We start from the raw sequence: 18,064 nt of genomic DNA on the forward strand, positions 1-18,064 counted from the left end.
GTTGCCATCGGGCTTTTTCTATTTCGCCAGCAGGCTGGCGCTAACTTTGATCACCACCTTTTTGATCTCAGCCGCCTGCGTCACCGCGCAGCCCGGTTTATGCGGTTCATCGGGCATAAATACCGCAAACATACCGGCCTGCAGGGTCAATACCTGTTCGCCGTCAATACTTCGACACAGCTGATAATCATCCTCGTCGTGCGCGTCTTCGCACTCGCGAGCGGCTCCCGCTACGCCGAAAAATATCCGCTCTTCCCCCGCCAGCAGGATCTGAATATCAATAAACCGCGTATGCAGCTCCGCCTTTTTCTCTGCCGGCCCCCCGGTACTGAACCGCATCACGTTCATAAATACGCTGTCACCCTGCAGCTCGTAGCGCCCCGGCGCGATGCTTTGCAGGTCGTGAGCCTGCGCCAGAAGAATTGCCTGCGCCAGCGCCGGCGGAAGGCCGGCAGCGAATGGCTGGTGAACATTGCCCAAAATCATTGCTTATCTCCCTGTCCCCATAATGCCGCGCCCAGCAGGCCCGCATCGTGCCGGTAGTAAGCTTCCCGCAGCGGGACATGATAGACCGCGGGTTCCTGTAACAGATAGTCGTTAACCAGAGGCAGATAGCCGCCGGCAAGACCCACGCTGCCGCCAACCACCACGAGCTGACAGTCGGTCACGGCTTTCAGGTCGGCAATCAGCCGCGCCAGCGCTTGCGCCGAGCGCCGGATAAGCCGCTCCGCCTGCGGGTTTCCCTGTGCCGCACGGCTAAAGATAGCTTTCGCGTCCAGCCCGCTCAGCTCGCCCTCTGCGGCTGCCGCAATACCGCGCCCTGACGCGACCGCTTCCACGCAGCCTGTACGCCCGCAGCCGCAGCGCGGGCCGTGGGGATCCGCCAGTGTATGGCCACAATGCCCGGCCAGGCCGCCGCTTCCGATATGCAGCCTGCCGCGGCTAACCACTCCGCCGCCGACCCCCGTCGACACGGTTAAAAAGAGCATCTCACCCACTTTCTCCGGCAGCGCCTGATACTCCGCCCAAGCCGCCGCCTGAGCATCGTTGAGCGCGATGCCGGGTAGCCCGGTGAGCGTGGACAGGCAGTCGACCAGAGGAAAATACGCCAGGCCGCCAAGATTAGCCGGGTTGATGGCGGTTAAGGTTCCGCGCCGGATGATACCGGTTGAGGCCACGGCAAAACGCTCTGCGCGCGCGGCCAGCGGGGCAACGAGCTCTTCTAACGCAGCGGCTAGCGCCGCCGCCGTTCGGCTGGCCGGAGTGGGCATTTCACGGCGATCCAGCAGCGCAAGCTCATCGCCCACCAGCCCCGCAGCCAGCTTCGTCCCGCCGATATCTATCGCCAGCGTGCTCATGGTGCCGCCTTTTTCAGCGCCGCGTTATACCATTCACAGATATGCTCCAGACGGGTAATCGCCGAGCCAACGGTAACCGCCCACGCGCCGTTACGCATTGCCTCCCCCGCCAGCTCCGGCGTGTTGTAGCGCCCTTCCGCAATCACCCGACAGCCCGCCGCGTGCAGGGCGCGCACCAGCGCGAGATCCGGCGCCTGCGGCGTTTCCCCGCCGGTGTAGCCCGACAGCGTGGTACCAATAATCTCCGCCCCCAGCCGCCGGCAGGAGAGGCCATCTTCAGGAGATGAGCAGTCGGTCATCGCCAGCTTATTGCGCTGATGGATCTTCGCCAGCAGCGCCGCTACCGGCACCGGCCGCGGGCGATCGGTGCCGTCGATGGCGATGATATCCGCCCCAGCCTGCGCCAGGGCGTCCACGTCCTCGAGAAACGGCGTGATGCGCACCGCCGAATCCGTCAGGTCGCGTTTGAGGATGCCGATAATCGGTATCGTCACCGCAGCCCGGGTCGCGCGGAGGTTCTCCACGCCTTCAATACGTAACGCCACCGCCCCGGCTCGTTCAGCGGCGAGCGCCATGGCGGCAACGATGGGCGGCGTATCCAGCGGGCTGCCGGGGACCGGCTGACAGGAAACGATTAATCCACCGTTGGCGCTGATGCGGGTATCGAGTAGTTCAAGCAAAGACATGATGACTCCCTGGCAAAGACAATCGCCCGGCATGCCGCCGGGCACAGGTTAGCGGATTTTCATTAGGCCACGTTTGCGCGCACCCGACGGCGCGGCGCCGCTGAACGGCAGACCGTCAATCGCGTCGTGGGTCCGCAAGGCTTCGGGACGGATCCAGCGCTGAACGCGGGAGGGCATATCCAGGCCAATAAGCAGGATCACGACGAAGGTCAGGCCGAAGGAAAGCGATCCCAGGGTCGTGCCGAGATCCATTCGCTGCGCGATCAGGGCGCCAAGCACCGGGGCAATCGCTCCGCCCAGCGCCCCCACGTTGTAGGTAAAACCTAATCCGGCCGCACGCTTGTCGGTATCGAAGTAGCCGCCAATCAGCTTTGGCAGGATCCCGGAGATCCCCTGCCCCAGCATCTGCTGGAAAAACAGTAGCAGGCCAAGGACCCAGACGTTTGTGCCACCGATAGCAAAGACGGGAATAATGAGGAGCTGTGACGCAAGCAGGCTGTAAACATAGGCTTTTCGCGTGCCCAGCCAGTCGCCGAGAAAGCCGCCGACGCAGCAGCCAACCGCGGCGCCAAAGCCGCTAAAGAACAGCACCTGCGCGACGGTAGTATGATCGTAAGCCAGATCCGTCTTGAGATAGGTTGGCAGAAGCGCCTGAATGGGCCATGAATACAGGAAGGCAAACAGCACAACGACCATCAGCGTCACGCCGGTCGGCCAGCGGTTGCCGCTACTTTGCACCATAAAGCTGATAAATATAGCCGCGCACAGCAGCCCCAGGACCACCACTATTCCGGCATTTTGCAGTTCACCCGCGAAGCAGAACCACAGCGCCGTTGCCGCAGCGAGGGTCAGGAAAATATTTATCACCCGGTGTTTTCCGCAGTACAGAATATCGACCATCGTGAGCACCGGCGTTTTTCCGGCATGCTTCTGCTGCCAGTCTTCCGCTTCCGGAATGTTTTTTCGCAGCCACAGCGCAAAAACAATCGGTACGATACCGATGAAAAATAGCGCTCGCCATCCCCAAACGGGAACCACCAGGCTATAGACCTGTGCAGCAACGACCGCCCCTACTGAGAAGCCGGAGATCAAGAATCCGCTGGCCTTATTGCGTAGCTTTTGGGGCCAGCTTTCAATAACGTAGGTAGCGCTGGAACCATACTCCCCCGCCATCCCCATGCCGATCACCAGCCGGGCGATAAACAGGGTGGTGTAGCCCGACGAAAATCCGCAGGCCAGGGTGCCCACCGAAAAAAGAATAATGCTGCTGACCATCGCCAGCCGCCGTCCATAGCGATCGCCCATCGCCCCGAGCATCAGCCCGCCAAACCAGCGCGAGATGAAGGCCGCAGAGATAAGACTCGCCGCCTCAACGGTGGTCAGGCCGAAGTCTCCCTGGATTTCCGTCAACACCAGGGCGATTAATACAAAATCAAAACCATCAAGCAAATACCCCAGCCAGGCGGCGGAGAAAGCCCGCCACTGCGCCCGGTTGAGATGGCGATACCACGGGATGTTCTGGGTCGTTGTGCTCATTTTACTCTCCCGCGATGGGTCAGACCCACGCTTGGTTTCTCATGTCAGATGCCGCTATCACCCATCTGGCATATCAATGTTGTCACCCGGACGGAAGGGCTACTGCCGCTCTCCGGGCGTTGCTCCACTCTCATAGCGCGGAGGCTATCCTCAACCCAGATGCTGCCTCTCTTGCTGCAGCTGCTGCGCCAGCGCCTTCAGCTCCGGCAGGAATTTCTCATCCACCGGCGCGAATGGCCTACGGCACAGCGGTTCAGCAACGACGTCCATATAGTGAAGAACGGTTTTAAGCCCGCGGAACACGCCGGTTTTGATCAGCAGGTCGATGACCTTATTACATTCAGCCTGCAGCCTCTGCGCCTGCGCGATATCGCCGGCCTGAAGCGCTTTAACGATCCCCTTATAGCGCCAGCCCATAATGTTGTAGGTGCTGCCGATCCCGCCGTCTGCGCCGGCCAGCAGCCCGGAGGCAAAGATTTCGTCAAAGCCGTTGTACAGTACCAAATCCGGATGCGACCGGCGGATCTGCTCCATCTGGTAGAGATCGCCGGAAGTCTGCTTCAGCGCGCCCACGCCCGGGAGCGTCACCAGGGTGCCTATCTGATCGAGCGTCAGCTTCACGCCGCTGAGCACCGGGATGTTATAGACCACCATCGGCAGGCCATTAGCGGAATCAATAATCGCCTGATAGTGAGTACAGTGTTCTTCAAAGCTGAACGGATAGTAGAACGGCGTCACCGCAGATACCGCGTCGTAGCCGTAACCTTCGGCAGCCTGCGCAAGCTGCTGGCTTTCCATTGTGCTGACGCAGCCGACATGGGCAATCAGCGTCATCTTCCCCTGCGCTTCTTCAGCCACAATTTCCAGCACCTGCTGGCGCTCAGCGCTGGTCTGCACGAACGCCTCGCCGGTAGAACCGCCAACGTAGAGCCCGTCTATCCCCTGATTGAGATTAAAACGCACCAGCCGCCGCAGGCTGTCTTGATCCAGCTTTTGCTGCCCGTCAAACGGCGTCAGCAGTGCCGCCATTACCCCACGTAAATTTACCGCCATAGAGACCTCGTCGCGTTATTTGTTGTGATTAACTATGTACCTTTATACCTGTTATACCAGAACAAATAAGCAGCAGCCTCATACCAAACGCTTATTATGCGATCTGCTTCACTAAACGATCCTGAGGATCCTTAGACGGATTTACGCGGCTGTTTTTTCTTGCCGAAGGCGTGCCAGGTGGCGGAGACGCTGTTGAGGTGGGTTTGCAGAGCGCGATCGGCTTCATCCGGATCGCGGCGGCGAATGGCGGTAACGATATCGATATGCTGTTGATAGCTTAGATTATTATGCTCATGAAGTTCCCCTTCAGGAACCTTAGGGCGCGCGGCGATGAGCCAGTCGAGGAGCGCAACGTGGATGGCCATGAAAATCGGATTGCCGGGAATTTCCGCCAGCACGCGGTGGAACTCAACGTCTGAACGGATAAACAGCGTATTGTCATCCAGCGACTGGCTGTTGATCTCAAGAGCCTGTACCAGCTTTTCAAGCTGTTCATCGCTGGCATGCTCAGCCGCGTAGCGAACCAGGCTGGATTCAAAAAACAGACGCAGCTGCTCGAAATGCGCGATTCCGCCGGGATGGGAGAGGAAATCTTTCGCCATACCGGAGAGCTCTCCGATGATGGTGTCGGCAGAAGGCCGAGAAACGCGGGCCCGTTCTCCGTTGCTAATCTGCACCAGACCTTTACGCTTTAGCGCCGCCAGCGCTTCACGTACCGACGGGCGGCCGACGTTGAAAAATGTCATCAGCTCCCGCTCTGAGGGGAGCTGATCGCCTTCGGCAAACTCGCGTCGGCGAATCATTTGCTCCAGCTCTTCTTCGACCATCTCGGACAGTTTTTTACGCGTCAGCGGCCGGCTACGCAGCGAGCGTCCGACGTTATCAGCAGTACTTTCAGCGTGCGTATCCGATGCTTTCATAGTGTCCATAGGTAGCGAAGAGTGACAAATGTGACAGCAGATTCATCATATCATAGGAACATCTGGCGGGTGAAGTTAACGGCGGTCAGGGCAGAACGGCAGCTGACGATGAGTGAGACCGCTGGATTCAGGCGCAGGATGATATAAAAAAGCAGGGCCTGATGGCCCTGCCTGGAGAATTACTTCACGACGCGTAGCGCCGGTCGCCCGCCGCGAGGCGGCGGCGTGTCATCAGGGTCATCCTCGTGATTATCCGGCTTATCGCCGTCAATCACTGACATCACCGTTTCGTTCTCGTTGCTTGACGATGCTTCGTCATCATTCAGGCTGATGGCGTCCTCATCGTAAGCCGCTTCCGGCTCGAACATGGTCCCTGCGCCGTTTTCACGCGCGTAGATAGCCAGTACGGCAGCCAGCGGTACGGAGACATTGCGCGGAACGCCGCCAAAGCGGGCGTTGAAGCGCACTTCATCGTTAGCCAGCTCCAGATTCCCGACGGCACGCGGAGCAATGTTAAGAACGATTTGTCCGTCGCGCGCATACTCCATCGGAACCATAACGTCCGGCAAAGTGACATCGACGACCAGATGCGGAGTCAGCTGGTTATCCAGCAGCCACTCATAGAACGCCCGTAGCAGATACGGGCGACGCGGCGTTAGCTGCGATACATCCATCGGTTAGCCTCGACCGAGTCGCATTTCACGCTCGGGTTCAGTTAAGGAAGCCAGGAAGGAGTCACGTTCAAATACGCGAGTCATATAGCCCTTGAGCTCCTTCGCACCCGCGCCAATCACTTCGACGCCGAGTACCGGTAAACGCCACAGCAGCGGTGCAAGGTAGCAGTCTACCAGGCTGAACTCGTCGCTCAGGAAATAAGGCTTCTGGGTGAAGACTGGCGCAATCGCCTGCAGCTCTTCACGCAGCTGCTTACGCGCGTTATCAGCCTGTGCGGCGGTGCCGGTCTGAATGGTATTCATCAGCGAATACCAGTCTTTTTCGATACGTTGCATGTACAGACGGCTTTCACCACGCGCCACCGGATAAACCGGCATTAACGGCGGATGTGGGAAACGCTCATCCAGATATTCCATAATGATGCGGGATTCCCACAGAGTGAGCTCACGATCCACCAGCGTCGGTACGCTTTGATTTGGGTTGAGGTCAATCAGATCCTGAGGTGGGTTATCCTTCTCCACGTGTTCTATCTCAAAACTAACACCTTTTTCTGCCAGCACGATGCGGACTTGGTGGCTATAGATGTCAGTAGGACCAGAAAACAGCGTCATTACCGAACGTTTGTTGGCAGCGACAGCCATGAAAACCTCCAGGTATATTCAGAATTTTGTACTGCTACCAGCCACGCATGGCTAGCCAGATGTAAAAACCCCATTCGCGGGAAGAGATTCTCGTTTATGAAAGAAACAAAAAACGAACAATCACCAGCATTTGGGCAGAAAATTGGATGATAGTTTACCAGATCTTGACGACGTTGTGGTGAGGGGATTCTGGAAATGCTGAAAAAGTGGTAAGAATGGGTGACTTCGCCATGGAAAGCGGCCGTTTTATCCATAAAAAAACCCGCCGAAGCGGGTTTTTTCGCAAATTGTTCTGCGTGAGCAGAAAACAATTAACGTTTGGAGAACTGAGGACGACGACGTGCTTTACGCAGACCGACTTTCTTACGTTCAACCTGACGAGCATCACGAGTAACGAAACCAGCTTTACGCAGTTCGCCACGCAGGGACTCATCATACTCCATCAGAGCGCGGGTGATACCGTGACGGATCGCACCAGCCTGACCAGAGATACCACCACCTTTAACGGTGATGTACAGATCCAGTTTCTCAACCATGTCGACCAGTTCCAGCGGCTGACGAACTACCATGCGGGCAGTTTCACGACCGAAGTACTGTTCCAGAGAACGTTGGTTGATAACGATTTTGCCGTTGCCCGGTTTGATGAAAACGCGAGCTGCGGAACTTTTGCGGCGACCAGTGCCGTAGTATTGATTTTCAGCCATTGCCTATAATCCCGATTAGATGTCAAGAACTTGCGGTTGCTGTGCCGCGTGGTTGTGCTCGTTACCCGCGTAAACTTTCAGTTTACGGTACATAGCACGACCCAGCGGGCCTTTTGGCAGCATGCCTTTAACCGCGATTTCAATCACACGCTCAGGACGGCGAGCAATCATCTCTTCAAAGGTCGCTTCTTTGATACCACCGATGTGGCCGGTGTGGTGGTAATACATTTTGTCTTCGCGCTTGTTGCCGGTTACAGCAACTTTTTCTGCGTTCAGAACGATGATGTAATCACCAGTATCAACGTGCGGAGTGTATTCCGCTTTATGCTTACCGCGCAGGCGCAGAGCCAGTTCGGAAGCCAGACGGCCCAGAGTTTTACCGGTCGCGTCAACAACATACCAGTCGCGTTTTACGGTTTCTGGTTTAGCTGTAAAAGTTTTCATTAAAAGCTTACCCAAATAATAAGTTACACGTTGGTGAACACCCAAACGTTTAGTCAGTTGAGGTTCACACGACATTGTCCAGCAAACCTACCCCTTCGAATAGCCTATGCCGGCACATAGAAAGTTTTGGGAAAAAAACCTTCTCGTAACGTGGGGTCGCAAGATTATAGAGAAGTCACGTACAAAGATCGACCCCTTTATGTGATTTGGATTGGGTTTTTTCGCCAGCGGAGCGGGCCCTCGCGCATCTGCGTCAGCCCTCTCCCGCCGGGAGAGGGAGAAAGACGCGTTACGGCATATGAGGACGCTTTAAATACTCCTCGCTCTGCATCTCCTGCAGGCGAGACAGGCAGCGCTGGAACTCGAACTTCAGGCGTTCGCCCTGGTAAATTTCGTGCAGCGGCACCGCCGCGCTGACCGCCAGCTTAACGTGGCGCTCGTAGAATTCATCAACCAGCGCAATGAAGCGCCGCGCCTCGCTCTCCAGCTGCGTCGTCATAACCGGAACATCAAATAGCATAACGGTATGGAACAGGCGAGACAGCGCAATATAGTCATGCTGGCTCCTCGCATCGACGCACAGCGTCGTGAACGATGCCGCCAGGGTCTGGTTCTCCACGCCGAGCGTGGGCAGAGGACGGTGGTTAATCTCCAGCGTCGGCGTCTGCTCGCGCCTCGCGCCGGCCAACGCCAGCCACAGCTTATCCATCTGCTGCCGGGTCTGCTCGTTGAGCGGCGATAGCCAGAGGTGGGCCTGGGTGAGCGTGCGTAAACGATAATCAATGCCCGCATCGACGTTCATGATATCGCAATGCTGCTTGATCGCCTCGATAGCCGGCAGGAAGCGGGCGCGCTGCAGGCCGTTACGGTACAGATCGTCCGGGGGAATATTAGAGGTCGCCACCAGCGTGATGCCGCGTGCAAACAGCGCCTTCATTAACCCACCCAGCAGCATGGCATCGGTAATGTCTGAAACAAAAAACTCATCAAAGCACAGCACATCGGTTTCCGCCTTGAAGCGGTCGGCAAGGATCTCCAGCGGGTCGCTGTGCCCCTGCAGGGCAATCAGCTCTTCATGAACGCGCAGCATAAAGCGGTGAAAGTGCAGGCGCTGCTTACGCTCGCCGGGCAGGCTCTGATAAAAGAGGTCCATCAGCCAGGTTTTACCGCGCCCCACGCCACCCCACATGTACAGACCGCGGGCGGAGCCCGTTTCAGGCGCTGGCTCACGCTTGCCCAGCAGTTTGCCAAATTTCGCCCGCAGGCCGCCGCTTTGCGGCGTCGGGGCGGGTTTTGCCTGCAGTTCATGATAGATGGTATCGAGGCGTTTTACCGCCTCTTGCTGGACGTCGTCAGGCTGATGAGAGCCCTCTTTGAGAGCTAAAAGGTAACGCGATGTTGGGGACAGGCTTTGCATGATCTAATTGTTATTCCTTGAAAATCGTAACGTCAAAGCTCACGATTGTCGAAAAAAAGGCCGTTCTACACTACGCGATGATACGCCAGGATTCCACTTCTGTGGAATTAGCGGTTATAGTGGCACTATCGGGCGCAGGCGGAGAGCCTCATAGCCACCCTACGGAACCACAAAACAACGGGAGATGTACATGACCTGGGAATATGCGCTAATTGGGCTAGTTGTCGGTATCATCATCGGTGCCGTCGCCATGCGTTTTGGCAACCGCAAATTACGTCAACAGCAGGCGCTGCAGTTCGAACTCGAAAAGAATAAAACAGAGCTTGAAGAGTATCGTGAAGAGCTGGTCAGCCATTTTGCGCGCAGCGCTGAACTGCTGGATAACATGGCCGATGACTATCGCCAGCTGTACCAGCATATGGCAAAAAGCTCCAGCAGCCTGCTGCCGGATACCATGGCGGAGGCTAATCCGTTCCGCAACCGCCTGGCTGAATCAGAAGCCGGTAACGATCAGGCGCCGGTGCAGATGCCGCGTGACTATTCTGAAGGCGCATCCGGCCTGCTGCGCGGTGGTGCAAAACGCGACTAATCCTGCGGTTAGCGTAAAAATATTTTCCGGGCGCACTCTTTGCGCCCGTCTTCCCCCCTACATCCCAGCTACAATTTAAAACATTGACCACGTTGTTACCTGGTCGAAAATTCAATAACATCAGGCCATTCGGGACGATTTTCCACACACCTCAGGTTACGAGAGCCAGCATCTAATGAAGAAACAGACTTTGCTGTTGAGTGCGTTAGCGTTAAGCATCGGGTTATCGTTGTCCGTTGTACCTACGGCTACGGCGTCGATACCCACGCAGGTACCGGGCCAGGGGGCAGTGCCGAGCCTGGCGCCGATGCTGGAAAAAGTGCTGCCTGCGGTGGTTAGCGTCCAGGTTGAAGGCACCGCCTCTCCTGCGCAAAACATGCCGGAAGAGCTGAAAAAATACTTTGGCGACAATGCGCCACAGGAGCAGGCACAGCCTTTTGAGGGGCTCGGCTCCGGCGTTATCATCGACGCCGAAAAAGGCTATGTGCTGACCAATAATCACGTCATCAGCCAGGCGCAAAAGATAAGCGTCCAGCTCAACGATGGCCGCGAGTTTGACGCGAAGCTGGTCGGCAGCGACGATCAAAGCGATATCGCCCTGCTGCAGCTGCTAAAACCATCCCATCTGACGCAAATCGCCATCGCCGATTCCGATAAGCTGCGCGTGGGTGATTTCGCCGTCGCCGTCGGCAACCCCTTCGGCCTCGGGCAGACCGCTACCTCAGGCATCATCTCCGCCCTCGGGCGCAGCGGCCTGAACCTGGAAGGGCTGGAGAACTTCATTCAGACCGATGCCTCTATTAACCGCGGTAACTCCGGCGGCGCTCTGCTGAACCTGAATGGCGAACTGATTGGTATCAACACGGCCATTCTGGCACCGGGCGGCGGCAGCGTCGGCATCGGTTTTGCCATCCCCAGCAACATGGCGAAAACCCTCGCTCAGCAGCTGATTCAGTTTGGTGAAATCAAACGCGGCCTGCTGGGAATTAAAGGTACTGAAATGAGCGCCGATATCGCTAAGGCGATGAACATCGACGTTCAGCGCGGCGCTTTCGTCAGCGAAGTGCTGCCGAACTCCGGTTCAGCGAAAGCGGGGATTAAATCCGGGGACGTGATTGTCAGCATGAACGACAAGCCGCTCAACAGCTTTGCCGAGCTGCGTTCGCGTATCGCCACCACCGAGCCGGGAACCAAAGTGAAGCTGGGGCTTCTGCGCGACGGTAAGCCGGTGAATGTTGAGGTCACCCTGGATAAGAGCACCTCTTCCAGCGCCAGCGCCGAGCTGATTATACCCGCCCTGCAGGGCGCGTCGCTGAGCGATGGCCAGATGAAGGACGGTACCAAAGGCGTGGTGGTTGATAGCGTCGATAAGGCCAGCCCTGCGGCACAGGTCGGCCTGCACAAGGACGATATTATCATCGGCCTTAACCGCGAGCGCATTAGCACTATCGCCGAGCTGCGCAAGGTGCTGGAGAGTAAGCCGGCGGTGATCGCGCTTAACGTGATGCGCGGTAACGAAAGCATCTATCTCCTGCTGCGCTAATGCGCGGGTCCGGAATCGGGCAACGGGACGCGCCCTGCGTCCCGGTAACGTGAAAGACGACGCCGGTAAGTCGTGTTATGCTGCGCCTGTCCATTCATTAACGATACCTGCATCATGCCTGGAAAGCTTTTACGTTCAGTACTCATTGGTTTGATCGTCGGGGGACTGCTGCTGGCCGCAATGCCCTCGCTGCGTCAATGGCATCTGTCGACGACGACCCAGTACGATAGCGCGGACGAATCGCCCGCCAGCTATAATCCTGCCGTTCGCCGGGCTGCGCCTGCGGTGGTTAACGTCTATAACCGTGCCCTCAACGGCACCAGCCACAATCAGCTGACCCTGGGTTCCGGCGTCATCATGGACCAGCGCGGGTATATTCTGACCAATAAGCACGTTATTAACGACGCTGACCAGATCATCATCGCGCTGCAGGACGGCCGCGTCTTTGAAGCCCTGCTGGTCGGTTCTGATACCCTGACCGATCTTGCGGTATTAAAAATCAACGCCAACGGCGGCCTGCCGGTTATTCCGATTAATCCGAAACGCGTGCCGCATATTGGCGATGTGGTTCTGGCGATTGGTAACCCGTATAACCTCGGGCAAACCATTACCCAGGGGATTATCAGCGCTACCGGTCGTATCGGCCTTAACCCGACGGGCCGACAAAACTTCCTGCAAACCGATGCCTCTATCAACCACGGCAACTCCGGCGGCGCGCTGGTTAATTCGCTGGGCGAGCTGATGGGCATTAACACGCTCTCATTTGATAAAAGCAACGACGGCGAAACGCCGGAAGGGATCGGTTTTGCTATCCCCTTCCAGCTAGCGACTAAGATCATGGATAAGCTGATCCGCGACGGCCGCGTGATCCGCGGCTATATCGGTATTAGCGGCCGTGAGATCGCGCCGCTACATGCGCAGGGCGGCGGGATCGATCAGCTGCAGGGGATCGTCGTGAACGACGTTGCGCCCGAGGGGCCTGCGGCCCAGGCCGGGATCCGCGCCAACGACGTGATCATCTCGGTCAATGACAAGCCCGCGGTTTCCGCCCTCGAAACCATGGATCAGGTTGCTGAGATCCGCCCGGGTTCAGAAATTCCGGTGGTGATCATGCGCGAAGATAAGAAAATCACCCTGCATATCGCCGTTCAGGAATACCCGGCAACCAACTAGCTGCCATAAAAAAACCGGAGCAGGGTTTGCTCCGGTTTTTTATTCACATCTCAATCTTATTTATTAACGAAATCTTCGCCCAAGGCGATATCTTTCTTCAGCGTATCGAGCATGCCTTCCAGCGCCTGTTGTTCAAACGCGCTGAGCGTGCCAATCGAACGGCGCTCTTCTACACCATTTTTGCCCAACAGCAGCGGCTGTGAGAAGAAGCGCGCGTACTGGCCATCGCCTTCAACATAGGCGCATTCCACCACGCCCTTCTCGCCCTGCATCGCACGGACCAGCGAGAGGCCGAAACGCGCGGCCGCCTGGCCCATAGAGAGGGTTGCCGATCCGCCACCGGCTTTGGCCTCAACGACTTCGGTGCCGGCGTTTTGAATACGTTTCGTCAGGTCTGCCACCTCTTGTTCGCTGAAGCTTACGCCAGCAATCTGTGACAGTAACGGCAGGATAGTGACGCCAGAGTGGCCGCCAATCACCGGCACTTCGACATCAGATGAGGATTTACCTTTCAGCTCAGCAACAAAGGTATTAGAGCGGATGATGTCCAGCGTGGTGACGCCAAACAGCTTGTTCTTATCGTAAACGCCGGCTTTTTTCAGCACTTCTGCCGCAATGGCCACCGTCGTGTTCACCGGGTTGGTAATAATACCGATGCAGGCCTGCGGGCTGGTTTTGGCAATCTGCTGAACCAGATTTTTCACGATACCGGCGTTAACGTTAAATAAATCGGAGCGATCCATTCCTGGCTTGCGCGCAACGCCAGCGGAAATCAGCACCACATCAGCGCCTTCGAGCGCCGGGGTTGCGTCTTCACCGGAGAAACCTTTGATTTTTACATCGGTAGGGATATGGCTAAGATCAACCGCCACGCCCGGGGTTACCGGGGCAATGTCGTACAACGAGAGTTCTGAACCTGAAGGCAGTTGGGTCTTAAGTAGTAGGGCAAGCGCCTGGCCGATTCCACCAGCGGCGCCGAGGACTGCAACTTTCATCCTAAACTCCTTATTATGGTTAATATAGTCTTTCGTTACTCCGTCGCCTGGACCTTAATTCACAAGATGAACAATTACAATAAGTATGGTTGAAGAATGCGTTCTGGTGCGCAGCGATGCATCCGCTTCGCATTTTCATCCCTGAGACTGGCCATCCAGCAAAGCGTAGTACCGGACCGACTAGTGGTTACAATACACCCAGCCTGTTCGGCAAAACAACACCAACCTCATAACATTTAATTTACTTTTACAGCTATTTACGCCCCGTGATGAAGGCATGTTCCTTAGCAGGGTTATTTGCTAAAATATGCCCCCTTCATAACATTATTTACTTTATCCCCTTGCGGATTATTTGCATAAAAATTCATGATTATGCATAATGATGTTGTTTTTACCACCATAATCTGGGTGACTTATGCGAAGTTCGGCAAAACAAGAAGAACTGGTTAAAGCATTTAAACTGCTGCTTAAAGAAGAAAAATTCAGCTCTCAAGGTGAAATCGTTCAGGCGCTGCAGGAAGAAGGTTTCGATAATATCAATCAATCGAAAGTCTCGCGCATGCTCACAAAATTTGGCGCGGTACGCACCCGCAATGCCAAAATGGAAATGGTTTACTGTCTGCCTGCCGAGCTTGGCGTTCCGACGACGTCCAGCCCGCTGAAAAACCTGGTACTGGACATCGACTATAACGACGCCGTCGTGGTTATCCATACCAGCCCAGGCGCGGCGCAGCTCATCGCGCGTCTTCTCGACTCCCTGGGTAAAGCGGAAGGCATCCTCGGCAGTATTGCCGGCGATGACACCATCTTTACCACCCCGGCCAGAGGCTTTACCGTCAAAGATCTGCACGACGCGATTCTGGTCCTGTTTGAGCAAGAACTCTAAATCCTCTCCCTCACCCTCTGGCTGCCGCCGGAGGGACCTTCAAAAAATGCAGCATTTTTTTAACATTTAGTGTGGTTTTTCACGCCTATACATTCCTTTACTGAATGAATGGACCGAAAACGCACAAAATATCAAATGCGTCTATCAATATGATTTGATTAGAAATAGTTGGCACCTGCGGCTAATAAATGACATTTCTAATTCTTATACGTTATAAAAAAGACATTTCTATGTAATTATTTACACTCAAAACAATTAGCACGGTATTAATATTTTTGGTGATTAGTGTATACTTAATTTTGTGATGAGGGTCACGAAACAAAGAGCCCTCAATATAAGATTCGACGAGGTGAACATCATGAAAATCAAAACAACCGTAGCTGCACTCAGTATCCTGTCCGTTCTCTCTTTTGGCGCTTTCGCCGCTGATTCAATCAACAGCGATCAGGCCCAAGGCCGTCAGTCAATCGGCACCGTTTCCGTCGGCGCGGTAAGTGCTTCCCCGATGGATATGCACGCGCTGCTGAACCAAAAAGCGCAGGAGGAAGGGGCTTCTTCCTATCGCATCATCGAAGCGCGCACCGGTGACCACTGGCACGCAACGGCAGAACTTTATAAATAAGCATTAACAACAGTCGGTTATTAACTGAATACAGAATATCTCCAGCGGCCCAGGTACATCGCAAACCTCCCGCCGCTGCAATCAACATGGTTGGAGTAAAAATTATGAAAACTGCAATGATCATCGCATCCCTGGGCCTGGCTTCCGTACTCTCCTTCGGCGCCAGCGCCGCCGTACAGCAGGTCAACGCCGAACAGGCTCAAAACCTACAGTCCATGGGCACCGTTTCCGTCTCACAGGTAGGCAGCGCACCGATGGATATGCGCCAGGAACTGGCGGCGAAAGCCGCTAAAGAAGGCGCCAGCAGCTACCGTATTATTGAAGCCCGTACCGGCGACAGCTGGCACGCTACGGCTGAGTTGTACAAATAAACCCTCGTCGTCTTATCCGACGACTTGCCCCCGCCTGTCGGGGGCTTTTTTATGCCTGTCTGGCATTAAAACGTAGTTCCCCTTCCAGCTCTTCTTCCGCTTCATCAAACAGCAGAATCAACGCACCAAAGCGCCGTCGCTGTTTATCGCTCAAGTGAATAAACTCAATCTCCAGCGGTAGCGGCAGCAGGCCGCCGGTGGTCGCCTCCCAGAGCGAATCCAGGTTGTTGACCCTCTCCCGATTCAGCTCAAAGACGCGCGAAAACTCGCGATAGAAATCCTGCTGTTCCGCTATATCATCGAAATCAAACGTGTAGACCGTCATCGCCCGCCCCCGCTTCAAACCCGCCGCCATTCCCCGCTAAATACCATACCGCCGGACGGTCGCTTTACCATCCTTATATTTCTCAATCGAAGGGGTACCGTTGATGAATAAGTATAGCGATAAAAAAACCGACGCTTCAGGCGTCGGCTTTTAGTCTTTAGCTATTTGTCAGCACATGCTGATACTTACGCAGCATCTCCACCAGCCGTCGGACCGGCTCCGTCACCTGCGGCGACGCTTCCCAGAGCCGTAGCTTCTCCTGATAAATATCCAGCTCGTCGAGCAAGCGGGAGAAGTAGCGTCGACGCTTGTCGTCATTGCCTGCGGAGATAACGTGATCCGCCGTGCGGCGCAGCTGGCGATGGTATGCCGACAGATCGTCGTTAACCGGCACCGGCGCATCGCGCAGGCGCTGGTGAGCAATAATCAGCGTCAGCGCGAGGCGGAAACGGGCAATATCGTCCGGGAACTTGTTCAGCAATAAGAAGAGCTGCTGATAGAGGGCCGGGAGATGGTTCTCTTTGCGCCTGGCGGTATTGGTGGTGAGTGATGACACCGCCGCCGAGACAAACTGATTGAGCAGCACGCGCCCGGTGCGCGCCCGCGAATTATCCCGCACTAGCAGGATAACCATCAGCGCGAGGAAACAGCCGACTATCTGGCCTAACGCGCTGTCAAGAAACTGGCTGAACTGGAACTGCATCGGGTTATCCAGCACCAGGATATTGATGGTACCGGCCAGCGCCCCCATTGAACCCAGCCGCCGCTTCTGCACTTCAATCCCGATGAAGAATGCCATCACCGCCAGGCTAATGCACAGCAGCAGCATGCTCTGCTGCGTGGCGGGCATAATCACGAGGAAGAAAAACGCCCCCAGCGGTAGCGCCGCCAGCATCCCGTAGAGGAAGTCCAGCGCCACCATCCGCGGGTTCGGCAGGCGCATCGCCAGCGCCGTAACCACCGCGATCATCACCATCGCCCCGCTGCCGGAGGTCCAGCCGGTCCACAGCCAGAACAAGGTGCCGAGAATGCAGGAAATGGAGGTGCGCCAGAAGTTCACCATCGCATGGTGGCGCTCGGCCGACTCGGCCTTGATGACCACTTCGCCCCGCAGCACCTCATCTTCAATGCGGCTAATTTTGGTATTGCCGACCACGCCCCTTTTTAACAGCAGATAGCGCGTCGCGGCGCCGACCCAGCTATAGATCGTGACCGGCGTATTATGCTCCCCTTTCCAGGTCAGAAAGCGGCGCATTCTCTTCAGCTGGCGATGGACGTCCTGCACGCTCTCAACCGGCTCGGCGAACAGCTCGCGGTAATCATCCGTCACCATTTCCGGGCGTGAATTCTGGATTAAGTAGGTCTCGCAGGCCTGGGTGATCAGCGTCAGGGAGAGAGTATTAATCGCCTTCAGCCGCTGGTTGACCTTGGCCCAGCGCGAGGATTCCATAATCAGGTTTCCACGCATGCCTTCCAGCGCGCTGGTCCGGCGAACCAGCGCTCCCCAGGCTTTATCCACCACTTCGCTGTCGCCATGCGCCACGCAGAGCTGCATCAGGCGATAGTGTTCGACCAGCAGGTTATCCAGCTCGAGATCGATCTCTTTTTTGATCGACCGCGGCGAAAACAGCAGGTCCGCCACGATGGCGCTGACGATACCGACCACGATCTCGCTGCAGCGCTCGACGGCAAACTGCGGCGCCAGCATCGGATCGGTATGAATGGTGATAACAATGATCAGCGCGGTATAGCCCGCGAGTCCCCAGGCGTAGGAGTTTTCAACCCGTACCAGGGAAGAGATCCAGGTGCAGAATCCGGCCCACAGGCAGCACACCAGCATCATCAGCAGCGGGGCGCGGATCATCAGGATGATAATCGCCAGCGCCGCAATACAGCCGATAAAGGTGCCGACGATACGCAGCATCCCGCGATAGCGAATGGCGCCAGAATAGGGCTCTCCCCCGGCCGCAAACGCCGGGCCCGCGGCTACGATTGCCGCCGTCAGCACCGCCCAGCGGGGCGTTTCCAGCTGAAAGTGGAAGCCAACAAAGAGTGCCAGCACCACCGCGCACGCCAGCTTAATGGCAAAGCGGAGGTGCCGGGGGGCAATAGTGAAGATCCCCATG

20 protein-coding genes are annotated in these 18,064 nt (G+C 56.3%); 6 read left to right on the top strand and 14 right to left on the bottom strand.

What is annotated here, in order from left to right:
* Positions 1-18: 18 nt before the first annotated feature.
* The 11 genes from nanQ to zapE all read right to left on the bottom strand — a co-directional run bounded on the left by nanQ (position 19) and on the right by zapE (position 9,434).
* Complete coding sequence (gene nanQ / locus PFH44_RS00945; RefSeq protein WP_045856558.1) at positions 19-486, bottom strand: N-acetylneuraminate anomerase; 468 nt, start codon at positions 484-486, stop codon at positions 19-21.
* Positions 483-1,358, bottom strand: coding sequence for an N-acetylmannosamine kinase (gene nanK / locus PFH44_RS00950; protein WP_283824086.1), 876 nt, complete (start codon positions 1,356-1,358; stop codon positions 483-485). Before nanK ends, nanQ begins: the two co-directional genes overlap by 4 nt.
* Complete coding sequence (locus tag PFH44_RS00955) at positions 1,355-2,044, bottom strand: N-acetylmannosamine-6-phosphate 2-epimerase (protein WP_283824087.1); 690 nt, start codon at positions 2,042-2,044, stop codon at positions 1,355-1,357. Before PFH44_RS00955 ends, nanK begins: the two co-directional genes overlap by 4 nt.
* A 48-nt stretch (positions 2,045-2,092) precedes the next feature.
* Positions 2,093-3,580, bottom strand: coding sequence for an MFS transporter (locus PFH44_RS00960; protein WP_283824088.1), 1,488 nt, complete (start codon positions 3,578-3,580; stop codon positions 2,093-2,095).
* A 150-nt stretch (positions 3,581-3,730) separates the two neighbouring features.
* Positions 3,731-4,633, bottom strand: a complete 903-nt coding sequence (gene nanA, locus PFH44_RS00965; RefSeq protein ID WP_283824089.1) for an N-acetylneuraminate lyase — start codon at positions 4,631-4,633, stop codon at positions 3,731-3,733.
* A 131-nt stretch (positions 4,634-4,764) separates the two neighbouring features.
* Positions 4,765-5,562 (bottom strand): transcriptional regulator NanR, encoded by a 798-nt coding sequence (gene nanR, locus PFH44_RS00970; RefSeq protein WP_283824090.1) that lies wholly within the window; start codon positions 5,560-5,562, stop codon positions 4,765-4,767.
* 170 nt (positions 5,563-5,732) lie between these two features.
* On the bottom strand, positions 5,733-6,227 hold the full coding sequence (gene sspB / locus PFH44_RS00975; protein WP_045856546.1) for a ClpXP protease specificity-enhancing factor: 495 nt from the start codon (positions 6,225-6,227) through the stop codon (positions 5,733-5,735).
* A gap of 3 nt (positions 6,228-6,230) precedes the next feature.
* Complete coding sequence (gene sspA / locus PFH44_RS00980; RefSeq protein WP_041147437.1) at positions 6,231-6,869, bottom strand: stringent starvation protein SspA; 639 nt, start codon at positions 6,867-6,869, stop codon at positions 6,231-6,233.
* A gap of 311 nt (positions 6,870-7,180) precedes the next feature.
* Complete coding sequence (rpsI, locus tag PFH44_RS00985; RefSeq protein ID WP_000829815.1) at positions 7,181-7,573, bottom strand: 30S ribosomal protein S9; 393 nt, start codon at positions 7,571-7,573, stop codon at positions 7,181-7,183.
* A gap of 15 nt (positions 7,574-7,588) precedes the next feature.
* On the bottom strand, positions 7,589-8,017 hold the full coding sequence (gene rplM, locus PFH44_RS00990) for a 50S ribosomal protein L13 (protein WP_004106200.1): 429 nt from the start codon (positions 8,015-8,017) through the stop codon (positions 7,589-7,591).
* A 289-nt stretch (positions 8,018-8,306) separates the two neighbouring features.
* Positions 8,307-9,434 (bottom strand): cell division protein ZapE, encoded by a 1,128-nt coding sequence (gene zapE / locus PFH44_RS00995; RefSeq protein ID WP_283824091.1) that lies wholly within the window; start codon positions 9,432-9,434, stop codon positions 8,307-8,309.
* A 190-nt stretch (positions 9,435-9,624) separates the two neighbouring features.
* Here zapE and zapG point away from each other — a divergent pair, with 190 nt between their 5' ends.
* The 3 genes from zapG to degS all read left to right on the top strand — a co-directional run bounded on the left by zapG (position 9,625) and on the right by degS (position 12,739).
* Positions 9,625-10,023: a Z-ring associated protein ZapG gene (zapG, locus tag PFH44_RS01000; RefSeq protein ID WP_041147439.1), complete on the top strand. Its 399-nt coding sequence runs from the start codon at positions 9,625-9,627 to the stop codon at positions 10,021-10,023.
* A 175-nt stretch (positions 10,024-10,198) separates the two neighbouring features.
* A complete protein-coding gene (gene degQ / locus PFH44_RS01005) occupies positions 10,199-11,566 on the top strand; it encodes a serine endoprotease DegQ (RefSeq protein WP_045856540.1) in 1,368 nt (455 codons plus the stop codon).
* 114 nt (positions 11,567-11,680) lie between these two features.
* Entirely contained in the window at positions 11,681-12,739 is a 1,059-nt protein-coding gene (gene degS / locus PFH44_RS01010) for an outer membrane-stress sensor serine endopeptidase DegS (protein WP_041147441.1), read from the top strand.
* A gap of 56 nt (positions 12,740-12,795) precedes the next feature.
* On the opposite strand, the gene mdh is transcribed toward degS, so the two are convergent.
* Entirely contained in the window at positions 12,796-13,734 is a 939-nt protein-coding gene (mdh, locus tag PFH44_RS01015) for a malate dehydrogenase (RefSeq protein ID WP_041147447.1), read from the bottom strand.
* A 415-nt stretch (positions 13,735-14,149) separates the two neighbouring features.
* Here mdh and argR point away from each other — a divergent pair, with 415 nt between their 5' ends.
* The 3 genes from argR to yhcN-B all read left to right on the top strand — a co-directional run bounded on the left by argR (position 14,150) and on the right by yhcN-B (position 15,613).
* Complete coding sequence (gene argR / locus PFH44_RS01020; RefSeq protein ID WP_041147448.1) at positions 14,150-14,620, top strand: transcriptional regulator ArgR; 471 nt, start codon at positions 14,150-14,152, stop codon at positions 14,618-14,620.
* Between the two features lie 358 nt (positions 14,621-14,978).
* Positions 14,979-15,242, top strand: coding sequence for a peroxide/acid stress response protein YhcN (yhcN, locus tag PFH44_RS01025; protein WP_045856528.1), 264 nt, complete (start codon positions 14,979-14,981; stop codon positions 15,240-15,242).
* Positions 15,243-15,346: 104 nt separating this feature from the next.
* A complete protein-coding gene (gene yhcN-B / locus PFH44_RS01030; protein ID WP_045857851.1) occupies positions 15,347-15,613 on the top strand; it encodes a DUF1471 family stress response protein YhcN-B in 267 nt (88 codons plus the stop codon).
* Between the two features lie 49 nt (positions 15,614-15,662).
* On the opposite strand, the gene PFH44_RS01035 is transcribed toward yhcN-B, so the two are convergent.
* Both PFH44_RS01035 and aaeB read right to left on the bottom strand, forming a co-directional pair.
* Positions 15,663-15,938: a barstar family protein gene (locus PFH44_RS01035; protein WP_045856526.1), complete on the bottom strand. Its 276-nt coding sequence runs from the start codon at positions 15,936-15,938 to the stop codon at positions 15,663-15,665.
* A 157-nt stretch (positions 15,939-16,095) separates the two neighbouring features.
* Positions 16,096-18,063 (bottom strand): p-hydroxybenzoic acid efflux pump subunit AaeB, encoded by a 1,968-nt coding sequence (gene aaeB / locus PFH44_RS01040; protein WP_045856525.1) that lies wholly within the window; start codon positions 18,061-18,063, stop codon positions 16,096-16,098.
* Position 18,064 lies beyond the last annotated feature (1 nt).

Source organism: Klebsiella sp. Ech2A (assembly GCF_030078455.1).
Taxonomy (GTDB): domain Bacteria; phylum Pseudomonadota; class Gammaproteobacteria; order Enterobacterales; family Enterobacteriaceae; genus Klebsiella; species Klebsiella terrigena.

Excerpts from the sequence above, each read along its gene's own strand:
- degQ (WP_045856540.1), top strand. The coding sequence starts at position 10,199 with ATGAAGAAACAGACTTTGCTGTTGAGTGCGTTAGCGTTAAGCATCGGG.
- nanK (WP_283824086.1), bottom strand. The coding sequence starts at position 1,358 with ATGAGCACGCTGGCGATAGATATCGGCGGGACGAAGCTGGCTGCGGGG.
- rplM (WP_004106200.1), bottom strand. The coding sequence starts at position 8,017 with ATGAAAACTTTTACAGCTAAACCAGAAACCGTAAAACGCGACTGGTAT.
- zapG (WP_041147439.1), top strand. The coding sequence starts at position 9,625 with ATGACCTGGGAATATGCGCTAATTGGGCTAGTTGTCGGTATCATCATC.
- sspA (WP_041147437.1), bottom strand. The coding sequence starts at position 6,869 with ATGGCTGTCGCTGCCAACAAACGTTCGGTAATGACGCTGTTTTCTGGT.
- zapE (WP_283824091.1), bottom strand. The coding sequence starts at position 9,434 with ATGCAAAGCCTGTCCCCAACATCGCGTTACCTTTTAGCTCTCAAAGAG.
- aaeB (WP_045856525.1), bottom strand. The coding sequence starts at position 18,063 with ATGGGGATCTTCACTATTGCCCCCCGGCACCTCCGCTTTGCCATTAAG.
- nanA (WP_283824089.1), bottom strand. The coding sequence starts at position 4,633 with ATGGCGGTAAATTTACGTGGGGTAATGGCGGCACTGCTGACGCCGTTT.
- nanR (WP_283824090.1), bottom strand. The coding sequence starts at position 5,562 with ATGGACACTATGAAAGCATCGGATACGCACGCTGAAAGTACTGCTGAT.
- yhcN-B (WP_045857851.1), top strand. The coding sequence starts at position 15,347 with ATGAAAACTGCAATGATCATCGCATCCCTGGGCCTGGCTTCCGTACTC.
- rpsI (WP_000829815.1), bottom strand. The coding sequence starts at position 7,573 with ATGGCTGAAAATCAATACTACGGCACTGGTCGCCGCAAAAGTTCCGCA.
- yhcN (WP_045856528.1), top strand. The coding sequence starts at position 14,979 with ATGAAAATCAAAACAACCGTAGCTGCACTCAGTATCCTGTCCGTTCTC.
- PFH44_RS00960 (WP_283824088.1), bottom strand. The coding sequence starts at position 3,580 with ATGAGCACAACGACCCAGAACATCCCGTGGTATCGCCATCTCAACCGG.
- PFH44_RS00955 (WP_283824087.1), bottom strand. The coding sequence starts at position 2,044 with ATGTCTTTGCTTGAACTACTCGATACCCGCATCAGCGCCAACGGTGGA.
- nanQ (WP_045856558.1), bottom strand. The coding sequence starts at position 486 with ATGATTTTGGGCAATGTTCACCAGCCATTCGCTGCCGGCCTTCCGCCG.
- PFH44_RS01035 (WP_045856526.1), bottom strand. The coding sequence starts at position 15,938 with ATGACGGTCTACACGTTTGATTTCGATGATATAGCGGAACAGCAGGAT.
- degS (WP_041147441.1), top strand. The coding sequence starts at position 11,681 with ATGCCTGGAAAGCTTTTACGTTCAGTACTCATTGGTTTGATCGTCGGG.
- argR (WP_041147448.1), top strand. The coding sequence starts at position 14,150 with ATGCGAAGTTCGGCAAAACAAGAAGAACTGGTTAAAGCATTTAAACTG.
- sspB (WP_045856546.1), bottom strand. The coding sequence starts at position 6,227 with ATGGATGTATCGCAGCTAACGCCGCGTCGCCCGTATCTGCTACGGGCG.
- mdh (WP_041147447.1), bottom strand. The coding sequence starts at position 13,734 with ATGAAAGTTGCAGTCCTCGGCGCCGCTGGTGGAATCGGCCAGGCGCTT.